Source organism: Symbiobacterium sp., from assembly GCF_040797425.1.
Lineage (GTDB): Bacteria > Bacillota > Sulfobacillia > Symbiobacteriales > Symbiobacteriaceae > Symbiobacterium.
Genome location: NZ_JBFNEH010000014.1, coordinates 39,430 through 62,815, shown reverse-complemented (window position 1 = coordinate 62,815; position 23,386 = coordinate 39,430). Strand labels below are relative to the sequence as shown.

Below are 23,386 nucleotides of genomic sequence, written 5' to 3'. Positions count from 1 at the left end.
GTCCGGTGGCTGAGACCGTCATCGAGACCCACGGACTGGTGAAGCGTTACGGCGACTTCACCGCCGTGGACGGGCTGGACCTGGAGGTCCAGTCTGGGGAGGTCTTCGGCCTGCTGGGACCCAACGGGGCGGGCAAGACGACCACCATCCTGATGCTGCTGGGCCTCACCGAGCCCACCGAGGGTTCGATCCGGGTACTGGGCCACGACCCGGTGCGGGAGCCGCTGGCTGTCAAGCGGCTCACCGGCTACCTGCCCGATAACGTGGGCTTCTACGACGAGTTGACGGGACGGCAGAACCTCTTCTACACGGCCGACCTGAACGGGCTCTCCCGGAAGGAGGCGGCGGCTCAGATCGACCGGCTGCTCGAGCGCGTCGGCCTGACCCACGCGGCCGACACCAAGGTGGGCGCCTACTCCCGTGGCATGCGGCAGCGGCTCGGGGTGGCCGATGTCCTGCTCAAGCGGCCCCGGCTGGTCATCATGGACGAGCCGACGCTGGGTCTCGACCCCGAGGGCGCCCGGGCCTTCCTCCGTCTGATTCGCGAGCTGGCCGACGAGGGGATGACGGTGCTGCTCTCCTCGCACCTGCTGCACCAGGTGCAGGCCGTCTGCGACCGGGTGGCGATCTTCGTGAAGGGCCAGATGATCGCCTGCGGCCGGGTGGAGGAGCTGGCCGACCAGGCGCTGGCCGGCGAGCCGCTCCGGCTGGAGGTGGAACTCTCGCCCTGTCCGCCCGCCTTGCTGGCCGAACTGGAGCGGCTGGACGGGGTCGAGTCGCTGCGCCGCCTCGACGCCACGGAGCACGCGGCGGACGACGAGCTGCGGCGGCCCGTCGCCACCCCGCAGGGGGCGGGCGAGAGCAGCGTGCGGGTCGAACTCGTCTGCCGGCGGGAGCTGCGGCCCGAGGTGAGCCGGCTGGTCGCCGCCCACGGGGCGGCGGTGATGCACCTCACCCAGGTGGGCCGCAGCCTGGACGACATCTATCGGCGGTACTTCGCCGAGGGAGGTGACGGGGATGGCCGTCCTTCCAAAGGTGCAGCCTAAGGCGTGGTTGGAGCGGTTGAAGGCCCAGCCCCAGGACGAGCGGGCCCCGGCGCCGGCCTCGACCGGGCTGGCCGCGGTGGTGCGCAAGGAGTTCGCCGACAACGTGAACAGCTGGCGCATGATCATCCTGATGGCGATCCTGGTCGTCACGGGCGTTGCCTCGCTCTATACCGCCGCCCAGACGATCCGGTCCGTGGTAGAGACCACGTCGGCCACGCCCGACTTCGTCTTCCTCCGGCTGTTCAGCGGCGGCAGCGAACGGCTGCCTTCGCTGACCGCCTTCGTCTCGTTCCTGGCGCCGCTCCTGGGTATTGCCCTGGGCTTCGACGCCATCTGCGGCGAACAGAACCGGCGCACCCTGAGCCGCCTGCTGGCGCAGCCGATCCACCGCGACGCCGTGATTAACGGCAAGTTCCTGGCCGGCGTGCTGACCATCGTGGTGACGCTGGCGGCGCTGTTGCTCTCCGTGGGCGCCCTCGGGCTCCTGATGATCGGCGTGCCCCCTACGGGCGACGAGCTGCTGCGGCTGGTGGCCTACGGTGTGCTCACCACCATCTACGTCGCCTTCTGGATGGCGCTGGCCGTGATGTTCTCGGTGATGTTCCGGCAGTCGGCGACGTCGGCGCTGGCCTCGATTGCCGTGTGGCTCTTCTTCAGCGTGTTCTGGGATATGCTGGTGGGCCTTGTGGCGGGCGAGGATCCGACGGGCCTCTACCTGTGGTTAAGCCGGCTGTCCCCCGGGTATCTTTACAGCGAGGCGATGGTGACGCTGCTCAACCCGTTGGTCCGGACGCTGGGCCCGGTCACGCTGGAGCAGGTGCTTGGCGCCCTGGAGGGCGTGCTGCCGGTGGGCCAGTCCATCCTGCTCTGCTGGCCGCAGGCGGTGGGGCTGGTGGCGCTCACGGCCGTCTGCTTTGCCGTCTCTTACATTCTCTTCATGCGGCAGGAGATCCGTGCGTGATCGCTGCTGCGTGGAGAGTTCACATACACGACGGTCCGGGGTCCCGCCCTTGCGGGACCCCGGACGCTTTTCCCTCGGGTGCCTGGCGCGCCGTACCCGGACCAACCGGCATTGAGCGGCGGCGAGCCGTTGCGGACAGCCGGGGAGGCCCGAGCGGTAGCATTGCGCTCCCACGGTCTCCACGGCGATGTTGCGGGTCGCTTCGGGAGCCGGCGCACCGATTTCCCCCGGGGGAGCGTACCTGGGCTGCGTACGCGGGGCCCAGCGTGCCTGTCGCCGCTGTGCACCCTGTGCTCCCCGGCGCATCTGTTCTGTTTGCAGCGAGTGTTGATGTCGAGCGCGGCCGACCCCTGCGGCGTGTTGGCGCTCAGGCTTCCCGGCGGGCGGGCCGGCTTGCCTGCCGCCGAGTACCCTGTGCTTCCCCTGCATCCGTTCTGTTCGCAGTCACTGTTGATCCAGGCGGTGGTAGTTGGTCCCGGAGGTCCCGTGAGGTTCGCCCGTAGCGCCTTCTTCGGGCGTCAGGCGCGCCTGACGCCCGTGCACCGTGCTCTTCAACCGCGTACGCTCGGCTTACAGCTGCCGTCGATTCCGGTCTTGTTTGGTTCCCTCGGATTCGCCACCCCTGCCCACCCGAACAACAGCACGACTGGCACACTTTTGAGCGGGCCAAAGGATCAGCTCGACGCGGCTCGACCCTCACGCTGAACCAGCGGGGTCCGGCGGAGCGGGCCCCAGCTTCTACCCAGCCTGGCAGTCTGACAGGTCCCGCCAGGGTTGGGCCTCGGGGGTGTATCAGCGCCAAGTCCGGCACATCGGGGGAAAAGGGAGGGCTGCCAGAATGGCGGTCAAAACTTCCCCATATTTTCAGCGACATAGGGGGCTGTTTTTCCCTATTTCCGTACCCCGAAAGACGTTTTTGGAGGCTCCAGTGGGTCCTGTGAGGGCACTTTCGACAGAATACTACCGGATTCGACGGAATGTTGGCGGAGGCCAAGTTTACATAACTGTAATATGGGGCAGTTTTTCCCACTATCTCGCCGGAAATATGGGTCAAAATTTCCCCCTAATTTTCAGTCTGCCGTACACCACCCGCCCGGCCGGGGGAAGCACAATCCATGCGTTCTTGAGCGTGGTTCAGTTACAGAGTCAAGGACCTGACCGGCACTCCCCGGTGTGTTCCAAGAGGGAACGCGCTTGGTTGCAGGGGCCGCCGTGATGAAGGCGCAGACGCGAGGGGGGAGTCGGGACAGTAGGCAAAGTAATCACCACAGACGCTGGGGCACCTTCCCGGCACCATCAACACCATCTGCCCGTGGAGGTCGCACCCGCGACTGCGATTGCGACAGCCGTTACCCGGGTGGTGGTACCCCGCTGTTGCCACCCACAGTCGGCACGAACAGTACGCAACGCGGTCGGGCGCCCCCCTCTCCGGCCGTCATCAACAGTGAACACGAACAGAACGCAACGCGGCCGGGGCGCACGTATCCCCGGCCGCCGTCAAACGGAGGGCACGAACAGAACTACTCCCTACCGCTGGGTCTGGGAGACCGCATGCTGCTGCGGCGGGGTCGACGCCTCCAGACGCCGGGAGAGAGCGGCCAGGCCGAGGGCCGCAACGAGGAAGCAGGCGATGAACCCCACCACGCCCGGCCAGTGAAAGCGCATCCAGAAGAGCCCCGCGGTGGTGCCGGCGAGGCTGGATCCAAGGTAGTAGGTGAAGAGGTAGAGGGCGGAGGCAGCGCCCTTGTCGCGGACGGCCCGCTGCCCCACCCAGCCGCTGGCGATGGAGTGGGCCCCGAAAAAGCCGAACGTGAAGATCGCGATGCCGAGGATCTTCACCAGCAGCGGGCCGGCCAGGGAGACGGTGGCACCGGTCAGCTGGATGGCCAGGCTGAGGCCGAGCATTGGTGCACGTCCGTACCGGTCCGAGAGGCGGCCCAGAAACGCCGAACTGAACGTTCCGGCGAGGTAAAGCAGGAAGATCCAGCCCACCAGGGCCGGGCTGAGGTTGTAAGGCGCCGCCATCAGGTGGTAGCTGACGTAGTTGTACAGGGCCACGAACGAGCCCATCGCCAGGAAGCCGACCATGTACAGCGTGCGCAGCAAGGGATCGCCCCAGGCCCGCAGCAGCGACAGCACGAGGCGCTTCGGTTGCAGCGGCTGGGGCCGGAAGTGGCGGGAGGGCGGGAGGGTGCGGGTGAACCAGAGGGCGCAGGCAAGGCTCATCACGCCGATGCTGCCCACGGCTGCCCGCCAGCCCCAGAAATCCGCTGCCATGCCGGCGATGATGCGCCCGCTGAGCCCGCCCACCGAGTTGCCGGCGATGTAGAGGCCCATGGCGGCCCCGAGGTGGCGGGCGTCGATCTCTTCGGCCAGGTAGGCCATGGCGGTGGCGGGCAGGCCGGCCATCACCAGGCCATGCACGAACCGCAGGAACAGGAAGGGGCCGAAGCTGGGTGCGAGGGCCGCCGCAACGCCGATCACGCCCGCAGCGAGCATGGCGAAGGTCATCACGGGCTTGCGGCCCAGGGAGTCGGCCAGGGGGCCGACCAGCACCTGGGAAAGCGCCAGGCTTACCGTAGCCACGGACACCGACAGGCTGGCGTGCGCCGGCGTGATGCCGAAGGCTTCCGAGAGAAGCGGCAGGATGGGCTGGGTGACATACAGGCTGGCGTAGACCGACAGGGCACCGAGGAAGAGGGCGAGCGTGACCCTGCGGTACTCGCGGGAGCCTTGCTGGATACGGGTCACGGAGCGGCCTTCTTTCGCTTGATAATAGTACGTAGTGTTCATCATAAGGCATCTGCAGGAAATTCGCCATACTCCGACCGGCAATCGCCCGCGAGTGCCAGTCATCTGCGGGCGGGGGCGGTGCCGGGGCTCCGCACCGCATCACGCAGGGCCCGGCCCCTCAGGAGGGGCCGGGCCCGGTCGCGACTCGATTGCTAGCGCTCACCCCGCAGGACCGCGAGGGCGGTCTCAAGGTCGGGGTCACGACCGGCGGCGATGTCTGCGATGGTGAGGATCACCTCGATGTCCGGCCGGGTTCCGTTCCCTTCGACCGGGGTCCCGTCGGCGAAGTACTCGATCCACCGGGAAAGCCGGAGCTGCGCGCCCCCGGGCAGGGTGAAGATTTCCGGGTTGGCAGATCCCGCACCCGTAGGCCGGCCCACGGTCGTGACCCGGCCGCTCCGGGCCAGTCCGCCCACGAAGAAGTCGTTGGAACTGTACACGCCCTCGTCGATCAGCAGCACCACCGGGCCGGTGTAGGTCCAGGGGCCCCGGGGCTCGACGTAGCGACGGAACGCAGGGGTCCAGAAGGGGTAGACGCGGAAGCGGCAGCGGGCGAAAAACTGCTTTTCCGTGAACAGGCGGCCGGCGACCTGGCTGGCGAGCATGTCGTTTCCGCCGCCGTTGCCCCGCACGTCAATGATCAACCCCGGGGCATCCCGGAACTGCTCCAGGGTCTGGTCGAAGCCGTACACGGCGTCGCCCGACCAGCTGGCGATCCGGATGTACCCGAACCCGTCAATCTCCCGGGAAGAGACCTGCGAGGGCAGCGGCCCGGCGCCGGGGCTTCCCGGCTCGGGATCCGGTCGTTCCAGTGCCACCGTGTACTGGGTGCCGTCGGGCCGGACGAAGGTCGCGGCCACGGTCGTGGCCGGCGGACCGGAGAGCAGGCTCCGGGCAATACGGCGCTGGCGGCGCACCTCCGTCGCCTCGCCGATGTAGGGGCGCAGCTCCGCCGCCACCTCGGCCACGGGCCGCCCGTCGACGGCGGTGGGCCGGTCGCCCGGTTTCACCTGGTCCGTCAGCGCATCGTCGACCTCCAGCACTACGTACTGTTCCTCCACCCAGCCGAGAGTGAGGGGCGGCGTGGTGACCGGCTCCTGGCCCGGGTAGAAGATCAGGCGGGTGTGCCCGTCGTCTAGCGAGGCCACCATCCGCTCGAGCACGCGGTAGAAGGCGACGTCGTCGGGCGCCGCCTGGGCCTGCGGCCAGTAGGTCGCCCGGCGGGCCTTCCAGTCGATCCCTTTCAGTTCGAGGTAGGAGTAGTGGCGGTAGACGGTGGTCCAGAGCGCATCGAAGATCTCCTCCCGCTGCTCGGGCGTGAGCGGGCCTTCCCAGACGGGTCCGGGCCGGGCGACGCTGGTCATCGCCCGGTACAGGGCGAATCCGGCGATGCCCAGCAGGATCAGAACGGTGGTGAGACAGCCGAAAAGCACCCTGACCCAACGTCGCCGGTACCAGCGTCGCCGGACTGTGGCTCCCATGGGCGATCCCCCCGTGTCAGGTTGGGCCGTCAGCGCGGCCATGGATGCTTCTTCTGCCTGCCGGGTCGCAACCCCTGCGTGTGGCTGGACCGGGACTCCCTGGCTGGAGAGGCTCGGCACGTTGACCTCACATTTCCCGGCAAGTACCGGCCTGTCCCCGCATAGCCTCTTGAGGTGTAGGGAAGGGGAGACGAGTTGTGAGAGTGCCCCGGGTGGCGTGTGTGGGCGCTGGGTACTGGGGGGCCAACCTGGTGCGGACGTTCCACGCGCTGGGCGCCCTCCGTCGGGTCGTGGAAGTGGACGAGAGTCTCAGGCGGTCACTCGGGTTGCGGTACCCGGGGGCCATCGTGACCGATGAGCTGGAGGAGGCGCTGGCCGATCCGTCGGTGGACGCGGTGGCCATCGCCACGCCGGCGGCGACGCATGGCGACCTGGTGCGCCGGTCCCTTCAGGCGGGCAAGGACGTGTTCGTGGAGAAACCGCTCTGCCTCTCGCATGCCGAGGGTGAGCAGCTCGTCCGGCTGGCGGAGGCGGAGGGGCGCATCCTCATGGTCGGCCACCTGCTGCGGTACCACCCGGCCGTGCGGCGGCTGAAGCAGCTGGTGGCAGACGGCGACCTCGGGCGCATCCAGTACATCATCGCCGAGCGGGTGAACCTGGGCCGGTTCCGGCGGGAGGAGAGCGTGCTCTGGTCGCTGGGCCCGCACGACGTCTCGGTGGTGCTGTGGCTCATGGAGGAGGCCCCGGTCCGGGTGCGGGGACAGGGGAGCGCCTTCCTGCAGCCGGGGGTGGAGGACGTGTTTGCGGCGGCGCTCGCGTTCCCGGGCGGGGCGGCGGCCTACCTGCTCTTCTCGTGGCTGCATCCGCTCAAACAGCAGCGGATCACGGTGGTGGGTGACCGGCGGATGGCGGTCTTTACTGACACCGATCCGGACCACAAGCTTCTGCTCTTCCCCTCGGGCGCCGACTGGCAGGACGGGCGGCCGGTGCCCCGGCAGGGCGAGCCCGTGCCGGTGGACTACACTCCCGAGGAACCGCTGATGGCCGAGTGCCGCCACTTCCTGGAGTGCGTGGCCAGCCGCCGGAGCCCGGAGACCGACGGACGGGAGGCGCTGGCGGTCCTGGCGGTGCTGGAGGCGTGTCAGAGGAGGGTTACCGCCGCCGGACACGCTGCACCGGGTGCCGCCGCCGGCACTCCGGCCGCCTCTCCCGGCGGCGGCGCCTCCGACCGGTTCCCCGGTGCGTTCGTGCACGAGTCCTGCTACGTGGACGAAAACGTGGTCATCGGCCCCGGCACCCGGGTGTGGCACTTCTCCCACATCCTGGCCAACTGCACCATCGGGCCCGGCTGTACCATCGGCCAGAACGTGATGATCGGCCCCAACGTGCGCGTGGGTGCCCGCGTGAAGGTGCAGAACAACGTGTCCATCTACCAGGGCGTGGAGCTGGAGGACGAGGTCTTCTGCGGCCCGTCGGTGGTCTTCACCAACGTGCGCAACCCGCGCAGCCATACGCCCCGCATGCACGAACTCCGGCGCACCCTGGTGAGGCGGGGGGCGACCCTGGGCGCCAACGCCACCATCGTGTGCGGCGTGACCATCGGGGAGCACGCCTTCGTCGCGGCGGGCGCCGTGGTCACCCGTGACGTGCCCGACCACGCCCTGGTGGTGGGCAACCCGGCCCGCATCATCGGCTGGGTCTGCCGCTGCGGCAACCGGATCGTGTTCCCCGCTGGCGAGTCGGCGGGCCGGTGCGATGCGTGCGGCCAGACCTACCGGCGGGCGGAGGGGCGTGTCCTCCGTGGCTGACGATCGCATCAGCCTGCGGGACGTCTTCGCCATGCTGGGCCGGCGGTTCGTGTGGGTCCTGCTGCCCCTCCTGCTCTGCACCGGCGCCGCCGTGGCCGCTCCAGGAGAGCCTGGACCAGTTCCAGGAGCGCATCCGCGTCTCGGTGGTGCGGGACACGGAGGTGATCCAGCTCGCCGTGGTCGACATCGACCCCGTCCGTGCCGCCGACGCGGCGAACGCCCTGGCTGCGGCCTTCCGGAGCCGCTTCTGGGAGTTCACCTCCCTCGACAGCCTCCGCATCGTTGACCCCGCGGAGCCGCCGGTGGAGCCGATTCGTCCGAAGCCCGTGCTCTACACCGCCTCCCCGGCGCCTTTCCCCGGGGGCGTCCGCGCCATGTGAGCCGGCGGCCGCGGAGGAGGGGCGGCAGGCGCTTCGGGCGCCGGCGGCGCCGGCGGGCGGCGCGCCGGAGACGGGTGTGACCGCGGCGACCGGGCCGGCGGTCTGCGTATGGACGGGCGCGGCCACGGGGGCGGAGGCCGCATTTGCAACCCCGGCGGGCGTGACGACAGGGGGCATCACCGCGGCCGCTCCGACGCCGGAGGCCACACATGGAAGGGATGGGTGAGACCCATGCGTGAGCGGGTTCCGATGCTGGACCTGGCCGCAGAGGTGGAGTTCCTGTGGGAGCCCCAGCAGGGGGCCATCCAGGAGGTGCTGCGCTCCGGCCAGTTCATCCTGGGCCCCGAGGTGGAGGCGCTGGAGCGGGAGCTGGCCGCCTACCTGGGCGTGCGCCATGCCATAACGCTCAACTCGGGCACCGATGCCCTCGTCATCGCCCTGCGCGCCCTGGGGGTGGGGCCGGGAGACGAGGTGATCACCACCCCGTTCACGTTCTTCGCCACCGTCGAGGCCATCTGCCACGCGGGGGCCACCCCGGTCTTTGCGGACATCGATCCGGACACGTTCACCCTCGACCCGGACCTGGCCGCGGCGGCCGTCACGCCCCGCACCCGGGCGATCGTGCCGGTGCACCTTTTCGGGCACGCGGCCGAGATGGCCCGCCTCCGGGACCTCGCCGGGGCCCACGGCTCCCGCCGCAAGTGCTACCACGAGCGGGTGGGCTACAACTCCCGGCTCGACGTCCTGCAGGCCGCCATCCTCCGGGTGAAGCTGCCCCACGTGGACGAGTGGAACCGCCGCCGGCAGGCCGCCGCAGCGTACTACCAGGAGATCCTCGCCGACCTGCCCGGGGTGGTGCTGCCCGCCGTCCGCCCGGAGGTGGAGCACGTCTTTCACCAGTACACCATCCGGATCCTCAACGGGCGGCGCGACGAAGTGCAGCGGGCTCTCTCGGAGCGCGGAATCAGCACCATGGTCTACTATCCCGTGCCGCTGCACCGGCTGCCGGTCTTCCGGCACCTGAACCTGAGCCTGCCCGCGGCCGAGGCCGCCGCCCGGGAGGTGCTCTCCCTGCCGATCGGTCCTTTCCTGCGCCGGGACCAGCAGGACGAGGTCGCAGCGGCGCTCCGGGCTGCGCTGCGGTGAGGGTGGGCATGGTCGCACGAGTCCTGCGCGCCTTGAAACGCTCCGGCCTGCGCCCGACGGAACACCGTCCCCGGTTCCTGCAGCGCTTCCTGGACGCGGGCCCGCTCACGCGGGCGGTGGCCCTGGTGGCCGGGGGCAGCGCCCTCTCCCAGGCGCTGGTGGTGCTCACCTCCCCGGTGATCACCCGCATCTACTCGCCCGAAGAGATGGGCGTCTACGCCCTCTACACGTCGGCGCTCGCCATCCTGTCCTCGGCCGTCTGCCTGCGGTACGAGATGGCCGTGCCCATCGCCCCCACGGTGGAGGGGAGCGCCAACCTGGCGGCGCTCTCCGCCCTCGTCGCCGGGGCTGTGAGCGCCCTCGCCTGGGCGGTGCTCTGGTTCCTGCGCCGGCTGGACCCGTGGGGCCTGGCCGCGGCCGTCCCGACGGAGATGGTCTGGCTCTTCCCGCTCACCCTGCTGGCTTTCGGCATCCTCCAGGCGGGCGGCGGCTGGGCGACCCGCCAGCAGGCCTTCCGCCGCATCACCCGGTCGCGGGTGGTGGAGTCGGCCGTCTCCGGAGGGCTGCAGATCGGCCTCGGCGCGGCGGGCGCCGGCGCACTGGGCCTGGTGGTGGGACGGGCCGCGGGCTACGGCGCAGGTGCCCTGGTGCTGCTGGGACGGGACCCGGGCACGCGGGTCAGCCCGCTCCGCCTGCTCTCCCTCCGGGAGATGCGGGCCGCGGCCGTCCGCTTCCGCCGGTTTCCGCTCCTCGCCGCAGGGGCGGGCCTGCTCAACAGCGGCGGGCTGCAGGTGGCGCAGCTGCTCCTGGGCCTCTTCTACGGCACCCAGGTCGCGGGCTGGTACGCCCTGGGTCAGCGGATGATCGACGCGCCCATGACGCTGGTGGGCCAGGCGGTTGCTCAGGTGTACGCGGCCGAGGTGGCCCGCCTCGCCCGGGAGGAGCCCCGGGGAGTCCGGCCGCTCTTCCAGCAGCTGGCCCGGCGGCTGCTGCTGGTCGGCGCCCCGCCGATCCTCTTCCTCGGGGCCTTCGGTCCGCAGCTGTTCAGTTTCGTGTTCGGGCCCGAATGGCGCGAGGCGGGGATGTATACCCAGGTGCTGGTCTTGACCATGCTGGCCAGGTTCGTGGTCGTGCCGCTCTCGTACACCCTCGACGCCCTGGAGCGGCAGGACCTGCAGCTGTGCTGGGACGCCGGCCGCCTGATCCTGGTCCTCGGTGCGCTGGTGGCGGCGAAGGGGCTGGGGGCTCTCCCCGGGGTGGCCGTGGCGCTGTACGGCGGGGCGATGACGGCGAGCTACCTGGCGCTCTACGCGGTGATGCTCCTGGCCATCAGCCGGCCGGGCTGGCAGCGCCGGGGCGGTGTCGGCGCGGTCCGGGAGTCATAGGGAAGGGGGAGGGAAGGATGGAGACGCACTGGCCCAACCCGCTGGCGCTGGACGGATGGCACGAGTTCAACCGCATCAGGTGGGGGGTCCGGCCGGAGCGGCTGGTCTTCGGGCAGTCCCAGGGGGACGGGGCGCGGCTGGAGGCGGTGCTCTACCTGAACCGGCGGGGCCGGGTCTACCTGCCGCACCACAATCCGTACCTGCCCGTCTGCTTCCGGCCGTCCCCGACCAGCTTCCCGTCCCGCAACGAGCGCCGCTGGCTGACGCTGGCGGAGCAGCTGGCCAGTTTCGCGCGCCAGAGGATGGGACACTCCAGCTGCCCGCTCTCGTTCCGCACCTCGGAAGCCAGCGCAATCTCGTCGAAGACAACCGAGCCGGGCACCCGCAGGCGCAGCAGTTCTGTCGCTTCTTGTTCGCTACGCTGCCGAACTTGCAGCGTGCAGTGCGGTTGGAAAGGGAAAGGGCTTGGCTGGAACCGAATTTGTGATTCCTTGAGCCGCTGATGCAGCTCTCGGAAAGGTGCTTCGTCCTTCAAGGATAGCCAGAAGATGTTCGTCCCGGGAAACCGGCGGACCTCGCCGAACTCGGTCTGAAACGCCCGGGTGCTTGCGGCGATGCGCTCCAGCACTTGCACGACCGCTTCGGGATCCTGATCGGGCTCGAGGGTGCCTACCCCGCTGGACCCCGCCACGGTCACCTCTACCGGGTAGGCCAACGGGTGCCCGTAGCGCTCCCGGATTCGCAGGATCTGATCGGCGATGGGCGACTGGACAGGGAGAATTACGTAGGTCGGAGCTGAGAAGTCCAAGCATGCAACCCCCTCTGTCATTATTCTGATAATGTCGCCATCATATCGCGCCATCGTTACGACCGCAACCCCCGACTGTGCTCTCCGTGGCGTTCCAAGGACGGTGGGGGTATGGGAGGCAGCGGCAGGACGGCGGCGAGGTGACCACCTCGGTGCCGCCACGGCGGTGAGGGGAATGGGACGCACCAGAAGGACGACGGCGGGGTGACCACCTCGCTGCCGCAAGAGCGGAGAAGGGGGATGGTAGGCACCGGAAGGATGAGGCGGGAGGGACCAGCTTGATGGCGTAAGCACGGTGAGGAAAATGGGAGGCAGCGCGAGGATGGTGGCAGGATGACCAACACCCCGCCGTAAGGGGGACAAGACGGAGGAGGCGGCGAGGGGGCGGGTGCGAACTGGGGCGTCGGCAGGCGCCCGACGAGCCGCTGGGCGGGCATGAAAAAGAGCGGTGCGTACGTGCACCGCTCTTGTCGGGCCGTGTTGCCGCTGAGGAACGACCACGCACCGAGCCAGTCAGGAACGCTGACCGGTGGCGTCTGTCACTCCTTCTCTCCGACAACCGTAAACCGTTCGTTTAAGTGCTTCGGTTTCTCGATTTCATCGAGCACGGCGATGGCGTAGTCGGCATAGCTGATGTAGCTCTCGCCCCGGGAGTTATGCAGCAGCACGTCTTTCCCCGTGCGGTACTGGCCCGTTCGCTTGCCGTTAGGATCGAACACGGCCGACGGGCTGATGAACGTCCACTTCACGTCTGTGGTGGCGCGCAGGTCCTCGAGATTGCGGGCCTGCCCTCTGGCGGTGGGCTTGTACGCCTCCGGGAACCCCGGGGCGTCCAGCACCCTGAGGGTCTTGCTCTCGTCGGTGTAGAGGCTCCCGGCGCCGCCCACGACGATGAGGCGCACGTCGGTCCCCTTCAGCGCCCGGATCAGCGTGCGCCCTGCGTCAACGTGGGCCTGCTCCTCTCCGGGCGGGGCGCCGAAGGCGTTCACCACCACGTCGTAGGGCTTGAGGTCCTCCGCCGTCAGGTCGAAGATGCTCTTCTCCACCACCTTGACGTCTGGCCGGGTGACCTTCTTCGCGTCGCGCACAATCGCGGTTACCTCATGCCCGCGGTTGACGGCTTCTTCCACGATCAACCTACCGGCCTTACCGCTGGCCCCGATCACGGCGATCTTCATGCGCAACCGCTCCTTCATCACGGGTTTGTGGCTTGGCAACCAGTGAGCCCCGGGGGTGGGGGCGTGTGCCCGTCGATCCCGCACGGCCGCACCCGCGCCATCCCACCGCCGGAGCTAGCGGGTCATCCCGCCTGCCGCCACTACCCATAGTTTACCACCGGCTGCGCGAGACGCGCCATCCGGCGCCCTTCCACCCTCATCGCTCTCGGCCCAGCACCCGGCATCGACCCGGATCTGGCGCCGCACGCCACTCCTGCGACTGGCCATCCGCCGGTGATCCAGCACCTGTCACCGTCCACCGCGCACAGCGGCGCAAACGACCGCCTCCGCCAGCGCCGCGGCGACCTCGTCGATCTCCGCATCGCTCAGGCCCCCGTGGAAGGGCAGGGCCAGCACCGTCCGGGCGACGGCCTCGGTAACCGGCAGGTCCCCGGGCCTGCAGCCGAACACCTCGACGTAGAACGGCTGCAGGTGGATCGGGGGGAAGTAAGGCCGACAGCCGATGCCCCGGCCGAGCAGGAACTGCATCACCCGGTCCCGGTCGATGGCCGGGTCCAGGCGCACCACCCAGACGAACCACTGCACCTGCGCCCCCGGGGCCGCCTCAGGGAGCGTGACCCCGGGGATCTCCGCCAGGCGCCGCCGGTAGGCTGCGGCCACCCGGGCCCGCCTGTCCAGCAGTTCTTGCAGCCGCGCCATCTGCACGGCGCCCACGGCGGCGCTCATCTCGTCCATGCGGTAGTTGTAGCCGAGGCGCACGTGGGTCAGCCAGGCGCCGTCCTCGCCTCGCCCCTGGTTGCGCAGGCTGCGGCAGAGGGCGGCCGCACGGTCGTCGTCTGTGACCACCACGCCGCCTTCGCCCGTGGTGATCTGCTTGTTGGGGTAGAAAGCGAACACGGCGCCGTGGGCGTACCGGGGGCTGCCGCAGGGCACGCCGTGGAGGGTGGAGCCCAGCGCCTCGCACGCGTCCTCGATCAGGAGCAGCCCGTGCCGGTCGGCCAGTTCGCGCAGGGCGGGGAGGGGTGCGGGGTGGCCGAAGAGGGCGTGGTTGATCTTGTCCAGCCCCCGGCCGGGGATGAGGACGCGGCTGTCGCGCGGAATGGACAGCAGCGCTCCCTCCCGCCGGATCGCCCCCCGCTGGCGGTTCTCCTTCGCCCGGCGGCATGGCATCGCCCCTGCCGAAGGGCTCCCCGTCCCCGCCCGGCGGCGGCCCTGCCCTGGGCACGACCAGGGGCGCCGCCTGGTGCGGCCGGGCGAACACGCCGAACTGCCAGCTCACGTACGCCAGCAGGAGCAGGGTGGCGGCTCCCGCGGCCCACCACCAGATGCGCTTTCGCTCCATTTGCCGTCACGCCCCTTTGCGCATGACGGCCCTGACCTCGTAGGTCACCCCTTCGGTCAGGCGGCGCAGATTGTCGGCCAGGTTGACCAGGGGCGCAGACCGCCAGTGGCGCGGATGGGTGAGAATCTGGATCACCGCGTCTCCCCGCTCGATGGCCACGAGCGGGGAGTAGGTGCGCCAGAACCGGGGGTAGAGGGTGTCGGTGAACCGTTCCGTGAAGAGGCTGGTCAGGGACTCGTCATAGGCTTCGACCACAATGCCCAGCTCGCGCCGGAGGTCGTCGTTCAGCAGCTCATGGTTGGCGATCCGGAGGCGTCGGTTCACGAAGTCGCCGTGCGAGGCCACGGTGAGCATGGGCAGCCCCGTCAGGGCGCGGACGTACGTGAAGTTGCTCCGGAAAAGGGCGCGAATCTCGGGCATGTGCTGCTCCACCTGCTGTCGCGTGCAGAGCCCCTTCTGCTTGCTCACGGTGGCGATCTCCTCGAAGTGGTTACTGGCCTCGCTGCCCGCCCGTTCGATCTCCCGCATGAAAGGCACGTTCAGGGTGCGTAGGCGGAAATAGTACGAGGCCCTCACCCCGAGGTCCTGCTCGATGCGGTGCATCTGGAGGGCCGTTCCGACGTCTGTGTCCACATCGTGCCGGTTGATCAGGTAGCGGCGACCGGGGTCCAGGCCGCCCCGGCTCGCCTGCCAGAACGAGAGCACCGAGTGCACCTCATAGCCCCGGTTCAGGGCGGCCTCCAGGAGGGAACGGTACTCGGCCAGGCGGGGCGGCATGAGGAAGTCGGAGTAGATGCGGTGCCAGACACGCCGCATGCGACCGCTCCTTCGCGAAGGTTGATCGCTCACAGGCTATGGTCCGAGGGGCAGGCCTAGAACGGCGCTGCCAGCCCCCCGCCCAGATTTTTCCCTCTCCCTGCGGCGGGTGCAGGAGTTCGCCGGTCGGCGTGCGAAGCAGTAGTGCCATGCAATCGGCGCGCGGCGTCCTCAGGAGAGCGCCGCGCACTGCGGAGGAGGCACCGATTTGGCGGTAAGAGGCTGGTTTACCCTTCGGGTGGATCTGGTATCCGGGGCAGGGCTCAAGTTCGCGCCGCAGCCCGGCCGCATCTTCCTGGTGGGGCCTTCCCATACCTTCATGGACCTGGCGACGGCCATCGACCTGGGCTTTGCCCGGTGGGATCTCAGCCATCTGCACGAGTTCCGCTTCGCCGACGGACGCTGCTTCGGCGTCCCCGAGGAGGGGAACCCGCGGGCGGTGCGCCCGTATGACAAGGTCCGCGTGGGGGCGGAGGTGAAGCGGGGAGAGCGGTTCACCTACGTGTTCGACTTCGGCGCCAACTGGCAGCACCACTGCACCGTGCTCTCGTCCAACCTCGATCCCGTGGAGGTGCTGGGGACGGTGCCGAGCCAGCCCACGCCGATCTGGGGCTGGGGCTGGATCCCTGACCAGTACGCCCGGCAGTGCTACGAGGAGCGGGCGTGAGGATGGAACGCCGTGTCCTGCGGCGCCCGTCCGCGTGGCTGAAGCCGGAGACCGGGGCCGATTCCCATAGGGAGCAGCAAGCCGAGAGCCGACCCGTGCAGGCCGGGTCGGCCCGCTTTTTTTCTGCCGCCTGCCAGGGCTCGGGAGCGGCCCCAGGGCGCATGGTGAAAGGAAATCCATGGTCGCCGGGCGAACAAGGTTTAGGTAATAGTCCTTCAAGCCTTATGCAGATACGCGGCGGCTTTCGATGCCAAGTTCGGAGAAGCGGGAGGATCACGTGGGATGACCCGAGTAAAACGGTTTGCCGTTGCCCTGACTCTGCTGCTGCTGTCAGATGCGCTGGCTCCCCTGGCTTGCGGCGCCGAGCTGATCCGCGAACAGGAGCGGGTGAATGACAACCCCGTGCCGCAGGAGTGCCGGGCGGACTACGCCTGCGCCCAGGTCTTCACGGCCGGCGTGACCGGGGTGGTCGAGCGGGTCAGCCTGCCGCTGGCGCGCTCCGGCGACACGGCAGCGCTCCGGATTGAGGTCCGGGCCGTATCCGGCAACGCGCTGGGCGACGAGGTGCTGGCCGAGGCCGTGGTGCCGGCGGCGGAGGTTCCGCCGTACAAGGCGGGCACGGTGCCCCAGTGGACCACGGTGGAGCTGGAGCCGCGCGCCGGCGGGTGGCTGACCGTGAACCAGCCCTACGCGCTGGTGGTGACCAGCGCGGGTGAGACGCGGCCGGGGAAGCCCACGACGTTCTACTGGTTTGACGTGGACGACCCGAACGCCGCGCCGGGATACCAGCTGCTCCAGCACCAGCCCGGGGCGTGGAAGGCGTACGACAGCGACTTCGCCTTCCGCATCGAGATGGCGAAGCGGAACCTGCCTCCGGCGATCGTGGCGCCGGCCACGGCGACCGTGGCGGAGGACGGCAGCGTGCAGGTTCCGCTGGAGATCCGGGACGAAGACCCGGCCGGCGTGAAGGTGACGGCCTTCTCCGGTGACACGACCATCGTGGCGCAGAGCGGCCTGCGGGTGGAGGGCGCAGGTGCGAAGCGCGTGCTTACCATCACGCCCGCACCTGATCAGCATGGAACCGTGACGGTCACCGTGACGGCGACCGACGCCGGCAACCTCTACACCAACGCCACCATCGCGGTGACGGTGACGCCCGTCAACGACCCGCCGGTGGTGAAGTCTGCGCCCGCGCAGATCGAGACGGCGGAGAACGCCCCGGTGACGGTGCCGGTGCAGATCGGTGAGCCCAAGGTGGGCATGCAGGCGGTGGATGACCCACTGACGGTCCGGGTGGTCGACCGGGACGGCGACGACCTCACCGTCACGGCGTCGACGAACGCCCCGGAACTGCTGTCGGTCGCCGTGACGGGCAGCGGCGCCAGCCGGACGCTGACCATCACCCCGGTGAAGGAGAAGAGCGGCAAGGCCAACGTAACGCTGACCGTGAGTGACGGCACGACTTCGGTGACCCACTCTTTCCCCGTGACCGTGCTCTCGACCAACGAGCCGCCCCAGATCAGCGGCCTGAGGGACCTCACGATCGATGAGGATGAGACGCTCACCTTCTTGTTCACGGTCTCCGACGACGAGACCGACCCCGGCGAGTTGCAGGTGGCGGTCACGGCGGAGAACCAGGCGCAGTGGTTCGACAAGGAACCGACGATTACCAAGGACGCTGGTAAGGTAAGCGTGAGCTGGACACCCCGTCAGGATGTGTATGGCAAGACGCAGGTGTTCGTCACCGTGACGGACGCGGAGGGCGGGACTGCGACGGGGTCGTTCACGCTCACGATCAGGCCCAGGAACGACCCGCCTGTGATCATCGAGGCGCCCGCGGGCGACACGGAGACCGATGAGGACACCCCGTTCCGGTTCGTGGTGGCGGCGGACGATCCAGATCCCGAGGACCAGCTAGAACTCTATGTTTTCAGTTCGAACACCAGGCTCTTGCCCGCGAGCGGCATCGAAATTGTCCCGGACGAGCAGGTGCGCAGCCGGTGGACCGTGACCCTCACGCCTGCTGCCAACGAGCACGGCGAGACGCAGATCACCCTGCAGGTGAGCGACGGCTCGGTCACGGTCAAGCGCGAGTTCCGGCTTTCCGTGAACATTGTCGACGACCCGCCGGTGATAGATGACATTCCGGACGTGTTCAAGGAACTCGGCGTGACGCAGTTCGACGTCATCGTGCGCATCACCGACGTGGACGACATGGCCAGCGGGATCAGGGTAACGGCCACGCCCGAAGACCAGAACCTGCTCACCGTGCTCGTGCAGAACACCGGGCCCGACCGCTGGCGGCTCACCATCACGCCCCGGCCCGGCCTGGAGGGCACGACGTCCATCACGGTGGTGGCCAAAGATGGATCCAATGAAGTGTCGAAGTCGTTCAACGTCGTGATCTCTGCCCCGCTCAAGATCGACCTCCTGCCGCAGGAGGCCGTGGTGGATGAGGACGGGACGGCCGTCTTCCACTTTAACGTGACGCCTGCGGATAAGATCCATGCCCTACGGGTGTTCTCCCGCGACGCCGTCCTGCTCCCCGACGACCGCGTCACGCTGACCGCGGTCAGCCCGGGATACTACCGGCTCGAGCTGAAGCCCGCCCCCGACAAGTTCGGCAAGGTGGTCGTAGTGGTGGAGGCGGAGAACCCGTACCATATGGTCACCACCCACTACCTGACGCTCACGGTCAACCCCGTGAACGACGACCCGGTCCTGGAGGGGATTCCTGAGAAGGTACGGACCGAGGAGGACACGCCAGTCAGCGTACCCTTCTACCTGTATGATCCCGATCCGTACGATTCCCATACCTTCTACATTCATTCCAGCAATACCCAACTGGTCCCGTCGGATCCGCCTTACATCGTTGTCGAGGGATCCGGCACCGACCGGGTGCTCCGCATCCGTCCGTTCAAAGATGCGAACGGGTCCACGGTGATCACGGTCACTGTGCAGGACAGCGGCAACAAGACGGCCACCTGGATTTTCGAACTCATCGTTGACCCCGTGGACGACCCGCCGGTGATCAGGCTGCCCGCCGCAGCCAACATGGATGAGGACACCACAGCGTTCTTCGAGATCGTGGTGGAAGACATCGATGGCCCCGGCGGGACCAAACTGGAGGCCCTGGCCAACGATGCCACGGTGATCGTTGTGTCGGAGAAACACGCGGGCCGGGTCGACACGTTTACGCTGCAGGTCACTCCGAACAAGGACAAGAGCGGCCCGGTGCAGATCAATCTCACGGCCATCAGCGGCGCATCAGAGGCAGCCTCGGCGGTGCTGATCGTGAATGTGCGCGAGATCAACGACGAGCCGGAACTGACGGTGTACGCCCAGAAGGTGGAACTGAATGAGGACGAGTCGGCCATGGTGGACCTGCGGGTCTGGGACGTCGAAACCCCCCTGGATCGGCTGCTCCTCAGCGCCGCGTCCGACAACCCGACGCTCCTGCCGCCCGAGAGCTTCACCTTCACGGGCCAGGGAACCAATCGGGAGCTCGTGATCACCCCGGCGGCGGACCAGTTCGGGCAGGCTCAGGTGGTGATCACCCTCAGTGACGGTCAGGCGAGCGTGAACTCGAAACCGATCTCTGTTACTGTCCACTCCGTGCCTGATGCTCCCCGGATCATCGGCCTGGGCAAGGAGATCACCATGAAGGAAGACGGCTACTTCGCCCGTGAGGTCGAGATCTACGATCCCGATTCCCCCATGAGCGAGGTGGAGGTCTCGGTTTCCTACGCGCTCGACCCGGAGAACCCCTACCTGCTGGCCGCCGACAGCGTCCGGCTCGAGGGATCGGGGGCCCACCGCCGCCTGGTGGTGGAGCCGGAGCCGGATGAGTATGGCAAGGCGACCATCATCATCGAGACCCGGAGCCGCGACGACCAGGCCCAGGCCCGCCTGGAGATCCCGCTGACCGTCGAGCCGGTGAACGACCCGCCCGTACTGAGCGAGTTCACCGAGTCCCAGCGGACGATCCTCGAGGACGAAGCGCTGGCCGGCGTGAGCCTCACCTACTTCGACGTCGACTCGCCGGCGAGCGCGCTGAAGGCGACGATTACGGCGGACAACAAGCAATTGCTGCCGGACGGGAGCCTCTCGGTGGTGATGAAGGGCTTCACGGAGGGCGACTCCGACTGGTACGGCACGGCCAGCATCGCTGCCAACCCGGCCAAGGACCGGTACGGCACGGCGACCATCACCCTCACCATCTCCGACGGGTACGCCTCGGCCAGCCGCAGCTTCCGGCTGATCGTGACGCCCGTGAACGATGCCCCCTCCTTCGTGAAGGGCCCCAACCAGACCGTGGACGAGGACGCCGGCCCGCAGAAGGTGGTCAACTGGGCCACGGCCATCACCCCCGGGCCCTACGAGGAGAACCAGAAGGTCTGGTTCGAGGTCGTCACGGACAACCCCGACCTCTTCGCCGAGGGCCCGGCGGTTGCGCCCAACGGCACCCTGACCTACACCCCGGCGCCTGACGCCTTCGGCACCGCGGAGGTGGAGGTACGGCTGGTGGACGACGGCGGGACCGACTACGGCGGCGTGAACGCCTCGCCCTGGCAGAAGTTCACCATCAACGTGCGTGCGGTCAACGACGCGCCGGTGATCGCCCCGATCCCCACCATGGGCACCGAGATCGGCCAGATCACCGACGAGATCGACATCACGGTCACCGACGTGGATTCCGACGTCTCCCAGATCACCCTCGAGGTGACCTCGGCCAACCCGGGCCTGGTGCCCAACGATCCCGAGCACATCATCGTGAAGCCCGTCGCCCCGGGGCAGTGGAAGCTGCAGCTCCGGCCGGTGGAGGGCAAGATCGGCACCGCAACGATCACGGTCCGGGCCACCGATGCCGAGGGCGGCACCTCCCTGCGGCCCTTCGACCTCATCGTGAACGACCTGTGGCTCACCGGGCTCGCACCGTCCGCGGGCACCATGACGCCGCCCTTTGACCGGCACGTGCTCAGCTACAGCGTCGTCTACTCCGGCTGGCTGCCGCAGGTGCAGGTGACCGCCACCGCCCAGGACCCGGATGTGCGCATCCGGGTGCGCCGGGCCGACGACCCGCAGAGCAACTGGGTGGAGGCCCAGAGCGGCAAGCCCTCGCCCCCCGTCACGCTGAGCGACGGCGGCGGCGAGGTGGAGGTGGAGGTCTACTCGCCGGCCACTGGCATCCGGAAGCCCTACCTGCTGGTCTTCCTGCGGGCCAAGTCCACCGTGGCGGAGCTGGTCGACCTCTCCATCAGCCCGGGCAAGCTGCAGCCCGAGTTCCGGCCTGACCGGACGAGCTACACCGCCACCGTGCCCTACGACGTCACCGAGGTGACCGTGAACGCCCAGGCGGGCGACGCCTGGAGCAAGGTCTGGGTGGAGGGCAACCAGGACCTAAAGGTGGGCCTCAACCGCATCACGGTCACGGTGGTGGCGGAGAACGGCACCAGCAAGGTCTACACGATCAACCTCACCCGTGAGCCGGGGCCGATGGCCATCGGCGCGGTGGAGGTGGAGACCGGCGCCGAGTGGGCCACCCTGCGGTTCGAGACGGACGACACGGCGGAGGCCACGGTCTACTACCGGCCCGATGGCGGCGAGGAGCAGAGCCGCAGCGCCGGCTACGGCACCCGGCATTCGGTGACGCTGACCGGCCTGCAGCCGGCCACCCGCTACACCTACCGGATCCAGGCCACGCGCGGGAGCGGCTCCGACGCGGAGCTGGTCAGCGCCTTCCGGACGGAGCCGCCCGAGGCGGTTGGCCTCTGCGAAGAGGGTGAGGGGGGTGTGCTCGCCTGCCCGGCCACCAGCGCGGAGAAGTCCCTGGCGCAGAGCGTGGCGCCCGCGGGGGCCCAGCCGGACCAGGTGGCCGCTGCTGTAGTGACTGATCTGGATATGGGCGCTGCCGTGGCGTCGCTGCTGGCCGCCGAGGTGCCCGAGGCCGAGCGCACCGTGGTGGTGCGCCTGGACGACCAGCCTTACGGCGTAGCGCTGCTGGACGCCGCGGCCCTGCAGCGGGCGGCGGGCGCCGGTGCAACGGTGACCGTCTCCTCCCGCCTGGGTGCGGTCACCCTCACCCCTGAGCTGGTGGCAGACCTGAAACTGGCGGCGGACGAGCGCCTGGCCGTGGTGCTGGCGGAGGGGCAGATCGACAACCGCTACCTGGAGGTCTGGACGGGCGTGGGCGGCTACCGGCAGGTGGGCGAACCGCTTCAGGTCTCGCTGGTGCGCATCGCCGCCAGCGGGGCCACGACCCCCATCGCCACGCTGCCGAGCCCGCTGCTGCTGAGCTATCCGGTACCGGTGACCGACCCGGTGGAAGCCGTCACCCTGGCGATTTTTGCCCAGACGGACCCGACGAGCCAGCTCCAGCCGCTGGGCGGCCGCCTGGCGCCGGAAGGCGACCGGATCGAGGTGGCGCAGACGACCACCGGGGTCACGGTGCTGCTGGCCTACGAGAACCGCTTCGAGGACGTGCCGCCGGGCCACTGGGCCTACGCCATCGTGCACGAGATGGCCGCCCGGCAGGTGCTCCGGGGAGTCTCGCCCACCCGGTTTGCGCCAAGCCAGCCGATCACCCGAGGGCAGCTGGCCGCCATCCTCACGCGGGCGCTGAAACTGGGCCAGGACGACCGGTTCGCCCGGGTCTACTACGACATCTCGCCCTATGACCCGCTGGCCGCCGAAATCGGCGGGGCCATCCGGTCGGGCATCATGACGGGCTACCCGGACGGCACCTTCCGGCCGGACGTGCCGGTGACCCGCCAGGAGCTGGCGGTGGTGCTGAGCCGCATGGCCGACCGGCTGAACCTGCCTGGCTCGCTGGACCGGGAGACCGGCGAGCGGCTGTCCCGGATGGCCGACTGGGACCAGGTGGCCCCGTGGGCGCAGGACGGCGTCCGCTTCGCCGTGGCCGAGGGGCTGATGAAGGGCCGTTCCGACAGTACGTTCGCCCCGCTGGAGCAGACCACCCGGGCGGAGGCGGCGACGGTGATCAAGCGGCTGCTGGACAAAGTGGCCCCGGGCGAGTGGCGTTGAGAAGAGAGGACCGGGGACGGATGAAGACCGTCCCCGGTCATCTGTATATGCGGAACATGGGCGTGGGACAGCAATAACACAACTGAACTGAGCGAAACCCTAACTATCGGCGGATCCTGGCGGCCGAAGTGGACTTCGGCAAGCCGCAGAACGTGACCATTACGACGACCCTGGGCCGCGTCAAGAACCTGCCCGAAGAGCAGGTGGTAGGGCTGCCGCTCCACTTCACCCACGACCCGCTTTTCCTGGCGGCCAGCCAGGTGAAGCGTGCAGATGGGTCTGGTCAGCTTTACGGCTACCAGGTCTGCGCGCGCGTCCGGGTCGACGGTGGGGAGTGGGTCGAACTCGAGGACCCCTGGCATTCGATCACGAACTCCTACAGACGAGCTCACCTGCGACGGTGTGGACGAGGCGGCGGCCTCTGCCTGCCTCGAAGCGCTGGAGCAGGACGGCTGGGAAGGCCCCGGCGGGTACTTCAAGGACGTCGCGTGGCAGGGCAAGACCTGGAGGGCTTACCTCTCTCTCCACGAG

14 protein-coding genes are annotated in these 23,386 nt (G+C 68.9%); 8 read left to right on the top strand and 6 right to left on the bottom strand.

Annotated features, from left to right (window positions below):
- The first annotated feature begins 5 nt into the window (after window positions 1–5).
- A complete protein-coding gene (locus tag AB2385_RS06550; protein ID WP_367654150.1) occupies window positions 6–1,046 on the top strand; it encodes an ABC transporter ATP-binding protein in 1,041 nt (346 codons plus the stop codon).
- Complete coding sequence (locus AB2385_RS06545; RefSeq protein WP_367654149.1) at window positions 1,018–2,007, top strand: ABC transporter permease; 990 nt, start codon at window positions 1,018–1,020, stop codon at window positions 2,005–2,007. Before AB2385_RS06550 ends, AB2385_RS06545 begins: the two co-directional genes overlap by 29 nt.
- 1,527 nt (window positions 2,008–3,534) lie before the next feature.
- Here the strand turns inward: AB2385_RS06545 and AB2385_RS06540 are convergent.
- On the bottom strand, window positions 3,535–4,758 hold the full coding sequence (locus tag AB2385_RS06540) for an MFS transporter (RefSeq protein WP_367654148.1): 1,224 nt from the start codon (window positions 4,756–4,758) through the stop codon (window positions 3,535–3,537).
- 194 nt (window positions 4,759–4,952) lie between these two features.
- A complete protein-coding gene (locus AB2385_RS06535; RefSeq protein ID WP_367654147.1) occupies window positions 4,953–6,281 on the bottom strand; it encodes a S41 family peptidase in 1,329 nt (442 codons plus the stop codon).
- A gap of 197 nt (window positions 6,282–6,478) precedes the next feature.
- Here AB2385_RS06535 and AB2385_RS06530 point away from each other — a divergent pair, with 197 nt between their 5' ends.
- The 4 genes from AB2385_RS06530 to AB2385_RS06515 all read left to right on the top strand — a co-directional run bounded on the left by AB2385_RS06530 (window position 6,479) and on the right by AB2385_RS06515 (window position 11,000).
- Window positions 6,479–8,089, top strand: a complete 1,611-nt coding sequence (locus AB2385_RS06530; protein ID WP_367654146.1) for a Gfo/Idh/MocA family oxidoreductase — start codon at window positions 6,479–6,481, stop codon at window positions 8,087–8,089.
- A gap of 143 nt (window positions 8,090–8,232) precedes the next feature.
- Complete coding sequence (locus tag AB2385_RS06525; RefSeq protein ID WP_367654145.1) at window positions 8,233–8,469, top strand: hypothetical protein; 237 nt, start codon at window positions 8,233–8,235, stop codon at window positions 8,467–8,469.
- 231 nt (window positions 8,470–8,700) lie between these two features.
- A complete protein-coding gene (locus AB2385_RS06520) occupies window positions 8,701–9,615 on the top strand; it encodes a DegT/DnrJ/EryC1/StrS family aminotransferase (protein ID WP_367654144.1) in 915 nt (304 codons plus the stop codon).
- Between the two features lie 8 nt (window positions 9,616–9,623).
- Window positions 9,624–11,000, top strand: a complete 1,377-nt coding sequence (locus AB2385_RS06515; RefSeq protein WP_367654143.1) for a lipopolysaccharide biosynthesis protein — start codon at window positions 9,624–9,626, stop codon at window positions 10,998–11,000.
- A 175-nt stretch (window positions 11,001–11,175) separates the two neighbouring features.
- On the opposite strand, the gene AB2385_RS06510 is transcribed toward AB2385_RS06515, so the two are convergent.
- The 4 genes from AB2385_RS06510 to AB2385_RS06495 all read right to left on the bottom strand — a co-directional run bounded on the left by AB2385_RS06510 (window position 11,176) and on the right by AB2385_RS06495 (window position 15,144).
- Entirely contained in the window at window positions 11,176–11,808 is a 633-nt protein-coding gene (locus AB2385_RS06510) for a 2'-5' RNA ligase family protein (RefSeq protein ID WP_367654142.1), read from the bottom strand.
- Window positions 11,809–12,347: 539 nt separating this feature from the next.
- A complete protein-coding gene (locus AB2385_RS06505; RefSeq protein WP_367654141.1) occupies window positions 12,348–12,986 on the bottom strand; it encodes an NAD(P)-dependent oxidoreductase in 639 nt (212 codons plus the stop codon).
- 288 nt (window positions 12,987–13,274) lie between these two features.
- A complete protein-coding gene (locus AB2385_RS06500; protein ID WP_367654140.1) occupies window positions 13,275–14,156 on the bottom strand; it encodes a DegT/DnrJ/EryC1/StrS family aminotransferase in 882 nt (293 codons plus the stop codon).
- A gap of 178 nt (window positions 14,157–14,334) precedes the next feature.
- Window positions 14,335–15,144, bottom strand: coding sequence for a hypothetical protein (locus AB2385_RS06495; protein WP_367654139.1), 810 nt, complete (start codon window positions 15,142–15,144; stop codon window positions 14,335–14,337).
- 208 nt (window positions 15,145–15,352) lie between these two features.
- Between AB2385_RS06495 and AB2385_RS06490 the strand changes: the two genes are divergently transcribed.
- Window positions 15,353–15,811 (top strand): hypothetical protein, encoded by a 459-nt coding sequence (locus tag AB2385_RS06490; protein ID WP_367654138.1) that lies wholly within the window; start codon window positions 15,353–15,355, stop codon window positions 15,809–15,811.
- 282 nt (window positions 15,812–16,093) lie between these two features.
- Window positions 16,094–22,855 (top strand): Ig-like domain-containing protein, encoded by a 6,762-nt coding sequence (locus tag AB2385_RS06485; RefSeq protein ID WP_367654137.1) that lies wholly within the window; start codon window positions 16,094–16,096, stop codon window positions 22,853–22,855.
- The last annotated feature ends 531 nt before the right edge of the window (window positions 22,856–23,386 follow it).

Coding starts and splice junctions, on each gene's coding strand:
- AB2385_RS06545 (WP_367654149.1), top strand. CDS start 1,018: ATGGCCGTCCTTCCAAAGGTGCAGCCTAAGGCGTGGTTGGAGCGGTTG.
- AB2385_RS06535 (WP_367654147.1), bottom strand. CDS start 6,281: ATGGGAGCCACAGTCCGGCGACGCTGGTACCGGCGACGTTGGGTCAGG.
- AB2385_RS06520 (WP_367654144.1), top strand. CDS start 8,701: ATGCGTGAGCGGGTTCCGATGCTGGACCTGGCCGCAGAGGTGGAGTTC.
- AB2385_RS06515 (WP_367654143.1), top strand. CDS start 9,624: ATGGTCGCACGAGTCCTGCGCGCCTTGAAACGCTCCGGCCTGCGCCCG.
- AB2385_RS06505 (WP_367654141.1), bottom strand. CDS start 12,986: ATGAAGATCGCCGTGATCGGGGCCAGCGGTAAGGCCGGTAGGTTGATC.
- AB2385_RS06500 (WP_367654140.1), bottom strand. CDS start 14,156: ATGCCATGCCGCCGGGCGAAGGAGAACCGCCAGCGGGGGGCGATCCGG.
- AB2385_RS06495 (WP_367654139.1), bottom strand. CDS start 15,144: ATGCGGCGTGTCTGGCACCGCATCTACTCCGACTTCCTCATGCCGCCC.
- AB2385_RS06485 (WP_367654137.1), top strand. CDS start 16,094: ATGACCCGAGTAAAACGGTTTGCCGTTGCCCTGACTCTGCTGCTGCTG.